The following is a 12,662-nucleotide window of genomic DNA, read 5'->3' as shown; positions in this document are numbered from 1 at the left end:
CCCTATATGCTTTAACTTTGCCATTACTTTTTAGAAATTTCTTCACTTGCAAGTTTTGCTAAAGATATTTCTTTATGTGAAGTAACAACATTTGATGCTAGTCCAATGAGGGCTAGAAAAATATCTGTCCAATTGATAGTTGACATTATCATTTCCTCCTTCTAGACACTCCAAGTGTCAAAACCGAGACCAGCATCAAAGTAATTTTATTACTGTAGCTATGTTTTGTCAACAATCAAAACTACGTGTGTAACAAACTAGGCGTTTCATTATGATGCAACCTATTGCATTTTTCAACTTGAATATATAAGTCTTTTAATAAATTAATACTTGTTAAAACTGCTTCCCCAGTATTAAGTTTTCTAAGTTGATTTACTTGATTCTCTGACAAATGATTTTGAATTGATTTTAATTCATTAGGTGCTGTTAACCTGTGTACCAATAGTGTCCCTATTTGTCCCAGTAAAACTTTATCAACATCATTTGGATTCTGAGTGGTTAAAAAAAGAAATATTCCTTTTTTTCTCCCTTCTCTGGCGATACTATTTAACCCCGTATAAAAGGAAATTCCATCATTAGTATTACTTTTCGTGTAACGATGAACTTCATCTACAAATATTATAAATGGATTAATTTTATCCTTATTATAATTAATTAAATGATTTGTTATTAAATCAATAATCATTCCACCTATTTCATCAGTTGTTCCAATTTTTGAAACATCAATGTATAGTGATTTTCTCGTGTCACTTGTTACCCAATTATCAATAACATCTAGTAATCCTTGTCCATTTGAGTTAAAAAAGTTCAAAAAACTTGTATTTGATAATTTATAATCTATTTTTTGTACTAGATACTGATTAGAGTTAAAGTTGAAATCATCATAAATAAAATATGAAGACTTCCCCCTTCTTTCTCTTTTTATAGCTTCATTCGAAACTTGTTCAGATAAAAGTTTAATATCAAATTCTTTATCACTCGAAGATAGAGAACTTATATTTTTAGTCACTTCATCTACTTTTTGTTCTATTTTTACATAAACACTGGATAGTTTGTTCTTCTTTTGATACCTTAATGAATTAATAGCAGAAGCTAAAACTGCTGGTTGCGTACCATCATTAGTTTCAAATAATATAGACCATTGTTGCATTGATAATGCTGAAACCGAAACAAAGGTATCCTGACCCAAAATATATTTATTTGCTTCTTCATCCGTAAATGAATCAGAATATTCTCCCGTAGGGTCTATTATTAGAGCCCTTATACCATCATTAACTAGCTTATCTAAAATACTCAATGCTGATGTTGACTTACCACTATTTGTAGTCCCAACAGTCATCAAATGTCTATTAAATAGAGTTTTAGGTTGCAATTTTATTGGGTACTCTTGAGTGCTGAATGCAAGTTTTGCAAAAGAAGATAACTGTCTCTCCTTATTAGGATTAACCTCTATTGATTTAATAAATTGCTCAACTGCATTTTCATTTGCGATATACACTTTATCAGTTATACCAACGGTATTTGTACCATTTAATTTAAAGTATTGTTCACCTAATGGTATATAACCAAGTATATCAATACTTATTTCTGGAAAAATTTTTTCTTGTTGTCCATACGTAAACATCTCATGAAGACTATCAGAGTTAGAAACCTTAGATTGAAATATTTCACCAAAAAATAAACCATTACTCGAATCAATCAAAACATAGAAATTTATTGTATTGGGAGCAAGAATATCTGTTCTTAATTTTCTGTATGAAAATAGCGATAGATTTTCTATTTGAATAGTAGAATATGCACGATTCACCTGAGAAATCATACCAAGGTAATAATTACTCTTATCAGCTACTTTGTAAAAACTATCAATCTTTGTCATTTAAATACCTTCCACTTAAGTAATCAACCAAATCACTATTCATAGTAGCCTTTAAAAAAGAAATAGGATAGCCTTCATCCATAAGGTGAACGAGTTCACCCCAATTTTTATTATACTGACTTTGTCCCTCTTTAATCTCAGTATATTTCTTCTCATCTTCAACCCACTGCCTATTGGGGTCAATATTAAAGTCCGTCACTAATAATTTCAGACTAGAGTTATTTTTCAATGCCTGTGTAATCATCTTAGAAATATGATCATCCGCAAAACTGAATCCTGAAGAAATCAGCAATGTATTAGGACGTTTTATAAGCTCTTGAAATTTTGTGAATAGTTCAAAATACGGTTCCTGATAGCTTTGAGCAAACTTGTCAGAACTAGGAAAAACCATTACCATTTTATCTGTATCCGTAATACTGTGTCTATTTTTTCTTACAATATCACCGTTATCTCGCTTTTCCCAAGTAAGTGAACCATGAATTTTAACAAGATTAAATGTCTTTTCTTTATATTCAACTTCTCTGGTATTAATATTCTGAACTTCTTTCACTAGGTTCCATTCAAACATATTACTATCAAACTTTGGTAAAGGTGTAAAGTTGAATCCATCAAAAATAACGAAATTATTTTCCTCAGCAGCTTCCTCAATCAAAACATCATAATTAGTTGTAATAATGGAAAATTTATTTCCATTCTTTCCTGATAGGTCAGATAAAAACTTTAATAATGCACCATGTTTCAATATTTTACTGTCATAAGAATAATTGGTATTTTCCTTAATCAGCTTCAAAATTTTTTGAATAGTAGTATTAAATTTTGTTTTATTATTTTCTGATACATATGGACGAAAATGGAATAATACGGAAAGAAAGTCCTCTAGGTTAAAACCAATATCCAATGCCGGACTTCCAGATGATTCAGATTCTATAGAGTCTAGTATATTTCCATCTTTATACCTGCACATTTCAGCCAATTCTTCTAATGTATAGAGATCATCTATGTCATGTAGTTTTTCAAATATATCATCTGCAATCATTTTAACTGTTTTTCCATAATTTGGATTGCCTCCTACTACAGACGCCCCAGCACCAGCAAGAAAAACAATATTTGAATATTTCTCTCCGTAAATAGTTTTACGAATCTTTTCACTAATCAATCTCTTAAAATCACTCTCCTTAAATTTATTATCAGATTCATCTTTAGAATTTTGTTTTTCAAGTACACCGTGGGAGTCAAAAAACTCATTTTCATCATTTTTCTCTTTACCATATGAAATTGTATTTGACAAATAGTGCAATTCAATTTGTTTGTCTTTTAATTTTTTTTCATTATCAAAAAAGAAGAAGAAAACCATTCTACTCTACCTACTTTCTATTTTTAAAATAACTGCTTATTCCCATTCACCACTCAAAACATCCTTTAAAAATCTCTTTGGAAACCAAAATGAATGTTTAGTTATTCTTCTACCATCAGGTAAGATATCAGTATCTGATTCTTTCCCTTTTCCAACAAAGATTCCGGGTTCAAGTTCATATAAAGAATTTGAAGCGTGAATCTTCGTGAAAACAATATTGTTAATCCTACTTTGTGGGAAATTTGTTGAAATTCTATTACCTTTCTTAGTTAATTCTATGCCTTCGGCTAGTATTTTACGTGTTTCTTGCCAAACACGTTTGACTTCGTCAACCAGTCTATCAGGAAATCCCCAAAATTTTATTCCATCTAAGACAAACTCTCCTTGTGAGTTTTCTTTAAATATTACAAATAAAAATCGTTTACTACATATCTCCTGATAAGGTTGAGATTCTTCCCAATTATCATTATGTACCAACTCTTGAAAATTATAAGTCTTAAATGGAGAGTCTTCTTTTGGTAAACCATTTTTATCAATACGAATAACACGTAGATTCATATTAGCTTTTTGAAATTCCTGTGTCTTATCAATATCACCTGTCAAACCTATAATTTTACGAATTAAGGTACTATTCTTGCCTTTTGCTTTAGGGTTAACTAAAAACTTTTCATATAATTGCTTCTCGGTGAATCCCTGATAGGCTAAAATTTTATCAGAAATAATTTCTGTAAATATTTTTTTCTGACCTCTTGCTGTACCAACCACACTTTCTTGTTCCTTCTGATTAAAAATCTTATTGTTAATCAGATATGTCATATAGCTAGACTTTAATTCCCATGCACGTTGCTTAGCTAGCTCATGACTGAAAGGCTGCATTCGAAAATCTCTCCCTTTCCCAGCTCCTTTGGTACATGTAGATAAATAGTTACCATCAGATTCAGAAAGTTCATGAGCTTTACCTTGTTTGATTTTTTCGGTAATACGTCTATAGTCCTCCAAAATCACTTCCATATCTTCATCGAACCATTCATAAAGAAATACTTTTTCAATAACATAGTCAGACATTGTTTGGTCAGGAATCAAGCCATTATAAAAGAGCAATAGCATCTTTTGACATTTTTTCCACATATGAGTGGAATAGAAATCATCCAAATTCTCTTCCATGAAATTAATGATTGTAAGTACCAAACGTTCTTTAGCACTGATTGAACCATTCTTATTAACTTTAAAAGGTGTAACCTTCAACTCTACACCGATTTTTTCAAAATCAGCAGATGAGTTACTATTAGGTAAATAACCAAAAAAGAATTTTTCGATATAGTTTCCATATTGTCCTTTGGACTTCATACTTATTTCTTTATCTTCTATATCAGATACTATTTTATTTTGAAAATCATCATAAGTTTTATAGGGACTTCTTTGATACTCCTCAACTATTTGTCCAAATCGGTAATTTAATAGTACTTTAGAATAATCTACAACACTATTAATATCTGAATCATCGTAATCAAATAACTGCTCTTTCATCTTTAAAGCCCTTTCAAAAAACGTTATTTTCATTATATCAAATTGATTTGTTGATCTAAACAAAAAATTATTGTATAATAGTAGAATATATTTATTTTTTAGCTTCTGGAGAGTATTATGAACGTTTTAGAATTATTTGCGGGTGTTGGGGGATTTCGTATAGGACTCGAAAATGCCAACCCTGATTATTTCAGAACATTATGGAGTAACCAATGGGAGCCTTCTAGAAAGTCTCAGGATGCTTTCGAGGTATACAATTATCATTTTCCAGACAGTGAAAATATTAATATTAGCATAGCTGATATTACTGATGAACAGTTCGCTGAAATGAATGCGGATATGATTGTTGGTGGTTTTCCATGTCAAGACTACTCTGTAGCTCGTAGCAAAAAGAACGAACAAGGTATTGAAGGACAAAAGGGTGTCCTTTTCTGGGAAATCATTCGAGCGACTAGGATTATTAGACCGAGATTTCTTATTTTAGAAAATGTTGACAGACTTCTAAAAGCTCCTTCAAAACAACGTGGTCGAGACTTTGCTATTATGTTGACTGCGTTTAATAATCTTGGATATTCTGTTGAATGGCGTGTAATCAACGCTGCTGATTACGGTCGCAGTCAAAGACGTCGTCGTGTGTTTTTCTTTATCTATCGAAATGATATTCCATTCGCACACCAAATGGATCAACGATTTGAAGAACAAGAACAAGTTTTTGATGAAAATAGATACGACGATTATATTTTTCATGAAGGACTGTTTGCAACCCAATTTCCTATTATGAATACACCAGTCAAAAAACGTCATGTGTACTATGAACTCCCTGAGGATATTGTTGAGGTTTCTGATAACTTCTCAGGAACTGTTTGGAATACTGGTGTTATGCGTCATGGCAGATACTATTCTATTGATACTGCACCTAACTATGATGGTGAACCAATTACATTAGGTGAGATTCTTCAAAATGAAGAGGAAGTTCCTGAAAAGTTCTTTATTAATGATCCAGCAAAACTCGAAAAGTTCCAATATTTGCGAGGACCTAAACGAATTGAACGTACTTCTGCAGATGGACACACCTATATTTACTCTGAGGGAGGAATGTCACCAACTGACGACTTAAACCTCCCAGGTCGTACTATGCTAACTTCAGAAGGAACAGTTAATCGCTCTACACATTTCTTGCATGTTAATGGACGATATAGGCTTATTACTCCTGTCGAGGCAGAACGTTTACAAGATTTCCCTGATAATTGGACAGCTCTGAAAAGATTATCTGACGGTACTGTTACTGAGGTTTCTGATAAAATGCGAATGTTCTTTATGGGAAATGCATTAGTAACAGACATTGTAAGGAAAATTGCTGAATTTATTGTAGAAATCGATATTGCTGAATAACATAAAAAACGCTTCCCTCAATCGAGAGAAGCATTTTCTTATTTCCAAAATTTTGCTTTTGAAGCTGCGACCCAAGCTGACAAACAAGCAAGGGGTACTACTGCATAGATAGCGTATTGTTTCGCAGGATAAATCCATGCTTTGTTTTCTTCATGCCAGCGAGACTTCCAGAGGCCGATGTAATCTCCGGTCATTCCAGGATTTTTAAGGCGCTCCATGTAATTTGCAGGTAGGTTATCAGGCTGATTCATCTGCACGTTAATGATAAAGATAAGCAAAGCAAGCGCAATGACAACTAGGAGTGCCAGGGTAATCTTTTTCTTAGCTGTTAGTTGAAATGTTTTCAATTATTTTTCTCCCTCATTTATGAAATAATCTACTCATATAGTTTAGTATAAAAAGGCAATTCTGAAAAGTCCTCTATGACACCAATGTAAGATAAGTCAAAACCTTGCACATCTTCCTCATGGTGCTATAATAAAGATGTCGGTCTGTCTAGAAATAATACACTTTTAGGCAGATATGACTTAGAAAGAGGTGTTTATGACATATTCAAAGAAGGTTTCCCTTTCTGAGGTAAACCAATCCATAGATACACCAAATAATAATCGTTTTTGGCAAAATCTTAAGGCTTTCTTGGGACCTGGGGCTCTTGTGGCCGTGGGTTACATGGATCCAGGGAACTGGATTACCAGTGTCGTCGGTGGGGCGACCTACAAGTATAGTCTGCTTTTTGTCATCTTAATTTCATCTTTAATCGCTATGCAGTTGCAACAAATGGCTGGGAAATTAGGGATTGTGACCCAAATGGACTTAGCTCAAGCGACTGCCTATCACTCGCCCAAATGGTTGCGATACACACTTTGGGTGATTCTGGAGCTTGCCTTAATGGCAACGGATTTGGCTGAGGTGCTTGGTTCTGCCATTGCTCTTAACCTGCTCTTTGGTATTCCAATTATGGTTGCCATTCTGGTGACAGTCCTTGATGTCTTCCTGCTACTGCTCATCATGAAGCTGGGATTCAAAAAAATCGAGGCTATTGTTTCAACCTTGATTTTGACTATCTTGGTTATCTTTGTCTATCTGGTAGCCTTGTCTGAACCTAGTATTACGGGAATCCTAGAGGGTTATCTCCCTACGCCAGCGCTCTTCGAGCCACATGCTGCTGGACATACCAACCAGTTGACCTTGGCGCTTGGGATTGTGGGTGCGACCGTTATGCCACATAACCTCTACTTGCACTCATCCTTGTCACAGACTCGTAAGGTTGACTATTCTGATGGCAAAGACGTGACTAAGGCTGTCCGTTTCATGACCTGGGATTCTAACATCCAGTTGACTTTGGCCTTTGTGGTTAACTCCCTCCTCTTGATTTTGGGAGCAGCTCTCTTCTTTGGTCATGCTTCTGATATTTCAGCTTTCTCACAGATGTACAATGCTCTTCAGGACTCTAAGATTGCTGGTGCGGTAGCTAGTTCGACACTTTCAACACTCTTTGCCTTGGCGCTCTTGGCTAGTGGTCAAAACTCTACCATTACTGGTACTCTGACTGGCCAAATTGTCATGGAAGGCTTTCTCCACATGAGGTTACCGCAGTGGGTAATTCGTTTATTCACACGTCTCTTCGCCTTGCTACCTGTTATCGTTGTAGCTATTCTCTACGGTGATCAAGAAAAGACTCTGGATCAACTGCTGGTTTATTCACAGGTTTTCCTTTCACTTGCCTTGCCATTTTCTATCTTCCCTTTGATTTACTATACTTCTAAGAAATCACTCATGGGAAAACACGTCAATGCCAAGTGGAATACCTTCCTTGGTTATGCCATCGCTATTGTCCTAACCATTCTCAATCTCAAACTTATCTTTGATACGTTTTAAACAAAAAAATAAGGCCAGCGCCATGCTGACCTTGTTTTAGTTTTTGAAGGCGTCAACGAGAACTTGGAATTCTTCGTTGCTGAGGGTAATCCCCTTGCCCATCTTGGTATGGTCTGGACTCCATGTACGGATGTCATACTTAGCTGGTGCGCCATTGAAACTCACACGATTGAGTTCCTTAGTCCAACCCTTGTCATTCTCAGACAAGACCAAGAGTTTTTCTTCAATTTCAAATGAAAATTCTGCCATTTGCTTACCTCCACTAGCTTTATTCGTTTTTTTCTGTGAAAATTGTCTGTTTTAGAATGAAGTTATCCACAAAAATTCACCTTTCATGCTATAATTATTTTATCAAGAAACGAGGGAAATGACCATGATAAACTTTTTAGAAGCCGTAAAGCATCAGCTTCATCAGTTTGTGGAAATAGGTCACAGCAAACCTGTCCACCTAATGCAGAATCAACTTATTAACGATATCTATCATGCTATTGATCATAATCAAATGGTCATGCTGACATCCAATCAGAAGACCTATAAGGGCTACATCAACCGTTATGATAGAGAGCGACAAGCCATCTTTATCGAGCAGGATAAGATCATCAGCATGATTGAACTTGATGAAATCAAACGTCTAAAAATCATATCACAACGAGGTTAAGTTTATCAGTTAACCTCGTTTTATTATTAGGTTGACTTTTTTGAAACCACTTGCTATAATAAGTTAACTATTTATTTACGAAAGGTTAACTAAAAATGACACAAAATCGTACACTGTCACTTATTCTTCCAGCTTTTGGTGCTGCCATCATTGCTGCCCTAGCTCAAATTGTTATTCCTATCGGTGCAGTTCCCATTACTCTGCAAACTTTTGCTGTCGGACTTGTTGCTGCTATCCTTAAGCCAAGAGAGGCGACACTTGCTGCTACCCTCTACCTGATTCTAGGCGCCATTGGTCTACCAGTTTTTGCAGGTGGAGGCGGTGGGCTCCAATCCTTCTTTGGACCTTCAGCTGGCTATTTGTTGGCCTATCCATTTTTCGCCTTTGTCACTTCAAAACTAACTCATGCTGAGACTCCTATCTGGAAAATCTTTGTGGCTTTTGTTTTGGGAGATGCACTTGTCTTTGTTGGTGGTATCCTCAGCCTGCACTTTCTCGGAAAAATGGGATGGTCTGCAGCTGTAGCTGTTGGCTTGACACCCTTTATTATTCCTGACCTCTTAAAAGGTCTCATCGTCGCTTTGGTGACTAAGCCAGTCTTAAAAGCTCTTAAAAATCATAGTTACTTTAACTAAAAAAGATTGAAGACTTTGTTCATGTGAACAGAATCTTCAATCTTTTTATTTTTCAAAATAAATATCATAGTGCTTTGAACAAGCTGGGTTGAAGGCACTGTGACAATTGGGACAAGCTTCTACATCTTGATACTCCTCAATTGTCATCTCATGCCTACAAACGCCACAGATAAGGATCTTGTCCTGCTTCAATTGACAAGGATAAGCTCGAAAGCTATGTTTCTCTAAGCAATCATGACACTGATAACAGGCATAATACTTCTGGCACTCGAAGCATTTTAGGGCAACTATATCTAGTGGAGAATGGTAGTGTTGACACCTACTCTGATCATCTACCAGGAGCCCATTGATTTGACTTGTCATTAGGCACGAACAGTTTTGCTTGAACCGTCTTTTTGGTAGAGGTTAATCAAACCTTCTTTAGTTGAACGAATCATGTCACCAGGTTTAACTTCTTGTGGCACGGTAATTGTAAGAAGTTCCATTGGGTTTGGTGCACGGTCAATCTTGTTACCATTGGCATCGTGAAGGTCTTTGATATCACACTCGAAATGACGGAAGCCTGGTCCGTAGAATTCAACGTGGTCACCTTCGAGGATAACGTTACGTTGACGGATAGTAGCTGTCATAGTTGCTGGATCAAAGTCTACGACTTCACCAACGAATTTGTATTGTGGAATCTTACGACGAGCTCCAAAGAGTTGTTCGTTTTCTGTTGGTGTCTTGTAGTAGAAACCTGTTGCCAATTCACGCTGGGCAACTTTCCAGAGTTCGTTAATCAAATCATCTTTGATGGCATAAAAGGCTTCTGCACTTTCCATGTAAGCGTCACAAGCAGCCTTGTAACAGTTGGCAACTGTTGAGACATAGTGGACAGATTTCATACGACCTTCGATTTTAAGGCTATCAACGCCATTATCGATAAGGTCAGGGATATTTTCAATCATACACATGTCAACGGCTGACATAGAGTATTCTTCAGGAACTTCACCTTTGATACTCTTACGTTCTTGGCCGAATGGCATGTCGTAAAGGTCATATTTCCAACGACAAGACTGTGAACAACCACCACGGTTGGCATCACGGTCTGACATGTGGTTAGAAAGGGTACAGCGACCTGAGTATGAGATACACATAGCGCCATGGACAAAGGCCTCAATTTCAAGATCCGTACGCTTACGGATTTCAGCCAACTCTTCCATGGTAACCTCACGTGCCAAAACGACACGGGTCAAACCATACTCTTTCCAAAAATGGAAGGTTTCAACGTTTGTCGCAGATGCTTGTGTAGACAAGTGGATGTTAAGTCCTGGTGCGTAGGTTGAACAGATTTCAATCAAGGCTGGGTCAGATACGATAACAGCATCGAGTCCCATGTCACGCAATTCACGGAACCACTCACCAGCACCTTTTTCATTTCCTTCATGGGTAACCATGTTTGAAGCAACGTGCACATCAACACCACGAGCGTGAGCATATTCGATACCTTCTCGAAGCTCATCCATGGTAAAGTTTCCGGCACGGCTACGCAAACCATAGGCTTGTCCACCAACGAAAACAGCATCTGCGCCGTAATTTACAGCGACTTTCAATTTTTCCAAAGTTCCAGCAGGTACAAGTACCTCTGGGCGTTTTTTAGTTGTAGTCATAATTTCTCCAATTTGCAAGATTGTCGATTTTAAGTTTTGAACAACTCCTTCGTTCCCTGAAAATGGAAAACTCTCAAACGAAGGAGGAAGTATTTTTATTTTACACGGTCAGGTTCATAGTCGTAGAAACCTGTGTCCAAACCACGGTTGCCTGGGTGTAATTTATGAATAGCCTCATCAAAGAGGAAGGCTTGGTCTTGTGAAAATTCGCCAGCCTCGATGAGGTCACGAGCCTTCACAAAATACTCAGTGATTTTTACAAAGTTTTCACCTGGGCAATAAACGCCGTCCAACTTCCAGTGGTCAAAACCATGTTCAACGAGTTCTGAAAGTTTAGTCATCATATCCAAGTCATTGTTGGCAAAGATATGTGTCCCGTGCATATCTTCATAAACTGAGTAGTGAGAATCTGGATCTCCTGGCTCAGAAAGGAAGAGGTCACGTTCTTTGGTAACAGCTTCATCCGTTTTGATAAAGTTGTAATAGTTTTGAAGAAGTGGACGTTTTGAGTGGTGAATGATACTTGCACCATAAACCAAAACCTCAGCTGGAATCTGAAGATTTTCAGCCATGATGAATAGTTCCGCAGATGGAATCTCACGAGCCAAAACCGCTTCAGATGCTCCTGCCTGTTTGCCCCAGAAATTAATCTGACGGCTAGAGGTTACCATAGTTGAAGCATCATAAATCATTTTGAAGGGACGTTTGTCACGGTTACAGATGTAGAAAACTCCTGCATCACCAACCGTGATATAATCTGCCTTGATTTCTTCAAGAAAATCAAGATAGTCTGGAAGAGCATCCATCATACCTTGGTGCATGAGGGCATTAACGGCAACAGTCAATTCCTTGCCTGACTCATGTACCAGCTCTGCAATCTTTCGCATTTCTGCGAATGAAAAAGGCTTAGGCAAACGAAGGCCAAAGGCTTTTTCGCCGATATAAATACGATCTACGCCAAGTTCTAGGAGCTCACGTGCTTGCTCGTAGCTCTCAGCAGTCGCTGTAATTACAATTTTTTCCATAACTCACATTATAGCACAAATGATTTGATTTTTTTAGAATTTTTAGGTTCAAAACTATGTATCTCAATATTTTAATTTAGTTTTTAAATACTATAATATTCACAAAAAACAAAAAAAACTTTGCAATATAAATTTTTTATGGTATTATTAATGAGATTCTAAATAGTGAAATACTGACTAAGTATTTTAACCTACACGAAAAAGTGATTTAGATATTTTATATAGAAAGGAGGCAGACATGGCTGACAACTTACACCGTCAATTTGATCACATCGAAGATTTCGAGACTGAGCGTCTTCAAACGACGAATTACCAAGATTATCAAACTTTAAATAGTAATAGTATTAAGCTACAAGATATGATTTTCTTTGGACGTATCTCAAGCTTCTGTGTTTCAACAGTCCTAGTTGCCTTCCTTTTCTTGGTAGCACAGGTGGCTACCTTCTGGGCCTTCTTCTGGGCAATTACCATCAGCGTCATTGGTCAGATAGGCATTTATGTCCTAATCGAGTATTATAAAGCACAAAAACGTTGACTGTTTGGTCAACGTTTTTTTCGTACTAAAAAAAGCCTCATGGGCTTTCTTTTTTAGGCTCTATAATTTCTGTAGTGGGTAAAACCACTGTAGAGATTATAGAGCTTTTTAAGTGTACACAAAAAGTCCCATA

14 protein-coding genes are annotated in these 12,662 nt (G+C 36.5%); 5 read left to right on the top strand and 9 right to left on the bottom strand.

Annotated features, from left to right (window positions below; translation table 11 throughout):
• Positions 1-23 precede the first annotated feature (23 nt).
• The 4 genes from H7U04_RS11365 to H7U04_RS01835 form a co-directional block, all read right to left on the bottom strand.
• Positions 24-146: a hypothetical protein gene (locus H7U04_RS11365; protein WP_257056785.1), complete on the bottom strand. Its 123-nt coding sequence runs from the start codon at positions 144-146 to the stop codon at positions 24-26.
• Between the two features lie 95 nt (positions 147-241).
• Positions 242-1,876 carry an ATP-binding protein gene (locus H7U04_RS01845; protein WP_201059271.1) on the bottom strand — a complete coding sequence of 545 codons (1,635 nt, stop codon included), beginning with the start codon at positions 1,874-1,876 and terminating at the stop codon, positions 242-244.
• Positions 1,863-3,230: an SIR2 family protein gene (locus tag H7U04_RS01840; protein ID WP_201059269.1), complete on the bottom strand. Its 1,368-nt coding sequence runs from the start codon at positions 3,228-3,230 to the stop codon at positions 1,863-1,865. The genes H7U04_RS01845 and H7U04_RS01840 overlap by 14 nt, the downstream gene beginning before the upstream one ends.
• Before the next feature lie 36 nt (positions 3,231-3,266).
• Positions 3,267-4,757 (bottom strand): Sau3AI family type II restriction endonuclease, encoded by a 1,491-nt coding sequence (locus H7U04_RS01835; RefSeq protein ID WP_201059283.1) that lies wholly within the window; start codon positions 4,755-4,757, stop codon positions 3,267-3,269.
• A 117-nt stretch (positions 4,758-4,874) separates the two neighbouring features.
• Between H7U04_RS01835 and H7U04_RS01830 the strand changes: the two genes are divergently transcribed.
• Positions 4,875-6,149: a DNA cytosine methyltransferase gene (locus tag H7U04_RS01830; RefSeq protein ID WP_201059266.1), complete on the top strand. Its 1,275-nt coding sequence runs from the start codon at positions 4,875-4,877 to the stop codon at positions 6,147-6,149.
• A gap of 38 nt (positions 6,150-6,187) precedes the next feature.
• On the opposite strand, the gene H7U04_RS01825 is transcribed toward H7U04_RS01830, so the two are convergent.
• Positions 6,188-6,496 (bottom strand): hypothetical protein, encoded by a 309-nt coding sequence (locus tag H7U04_RS01825; protein ID WP_201059264.1) that lies wholly within the window; start codon positions 6,494-6,496, stop codon positions 6,188-6,190.
• A 196-nt stretch (positions 6,497-6,692) separates the two neighbouring features.
• Here H7U04_RS01825 and H7U04_RS01820 point away from each other — a divergent pair, with 196 nt between their 5' ends.
• Positions 6,693-8,027 carry an Nramp family divalent metal transporter gene (locus tag H7U04_RS01820; RefSeq protein ID WP_049545282.1) on the top strand — a complete coding sequence of 445 codons (1,335 nt, stop codon included), beginning with the start codon at positions 6,693-6,695 and terminating at the stop codon, positions 8,025-8,027.
• 36 nt (positions 8,028-8,063) lie between these two features.
• Here H7U04_RS01820 and H7U04_RS01815 read toward each other — a convergent pair whose 3' ends face one another.
• Complete coding sequence (locus H7U04_RS01815; protein WP_002886106.1) at positions 8,064-8,276, bottom strand: YdbC family protein; 213 nt, start codon at positions 8,274-8,276, stop codon at positions 8,064-8,066.
• Positions 8,277-8,400: 124 nt separating this feature from the next.
• Here H7U04_RS01815 and H7U04_RS01810 point away from each other — a divergent pair, with 124 nt between their 5' ends.
• Entirely contained in the window at positions 8,401-8,685 is a 285-nt protein-coding gene (locus H7U04_RS01810) for a hypothetical protein (protein ID WP_037603900.1), read from the top strand.
• Between the two features lie 95 nt (positions 8,686-8,780).
• Positions 8,781-9,320 carry a biotin transporter BioY gene (locus H7U04_RS01805; RefSeq protein WP_014634210.1) on the top strand — a complete coding sequence of 180 codons (540 nt, stop codon included), beginning with the start codon at positions 8,781-8,783 and terminating at the stop codon, positions 9,318-9,320.
• A 45-nt stretch (positions 9,321-9,365) separates the two neighbouring features.
• On the opposite strand, the gene H7U04_RS01800 is transcribed toward H7U04_RS01805, so the two are convergent.
• The 3 genes from H7U04_RS01800 to H7U04_RS01790 all read right to left on the bottom strand — a co-directional run bounded on the left by H7U04_RS01800 (position 9,366) and on the right by H7U04_RS01790 (position 11,994).
• Positions 9,366-9,683, bottom strand: a complete 318-nt coding sequence (locus H7U04_RS01800; RefSeq protein ID WP_083306734.1) for a CHY zinc finger protein — start codon at positions 9,681-9,683, stop codon at positions 9,366-9,368.
• Entirely contained in the window at positions 9,683-10,969 is a 1,287-nt protein-coding gene (locus tag H7U04_RS01795; protein ID WP_002885971.1) for a peptidase U32 family protein, read from the bottom strand. The genes H7U04_RS01800 and H7U04_RS01795 overlap by 1 nt, the downstream gene beginning before the upstream one ends.
• Positions 10,970-11,064: 95 nt before the next feature.
• Positions 11,065-11,994 (bottom strand): peptidase U32 family protein, encoded by a 930-nt coding sequence (locus H7U04_RS01790; protein WP_201059262.1) that lies wholly within the window; start codon positions 11,992-11,994, stop codon positions 11,065-11,067.
• A gap of 238 nt (positions 11,995-12,232) precedes the next feature.
• On the opposite strand from H7U04_RS01790, the gene H7U04_RS01785 reads away from it, so the two are divergent.
• The gene (locus tag H7U04_RS01785; RefSeq protein ID WP_037603906.1) at positions 12,233-12,529 is read left to right on the top strand and encodes a DUF3270 domain-containing protein; all 297 of its coding nucleotides are present in this window, start codon (positions 12,233-12,235) and stop codon (positions 12,527-12,529) included.
• Positions 12,530-12,662: the final 133 nt, after the last annotated feature.

It is taken from the genome of Streptococcus sp. 22.1 (genome assembly GCF_016648645.1).
GTDB lineage: Bacteria > Bacillota > Bacilli > Lactobacillales > Streptococcaceae > Streptococcus.
The sequence above is the reverse complement of the archived record's forward strand: the minus strand, read 5'-3'. Positions and strand labels throughout refer to the sequence as shown.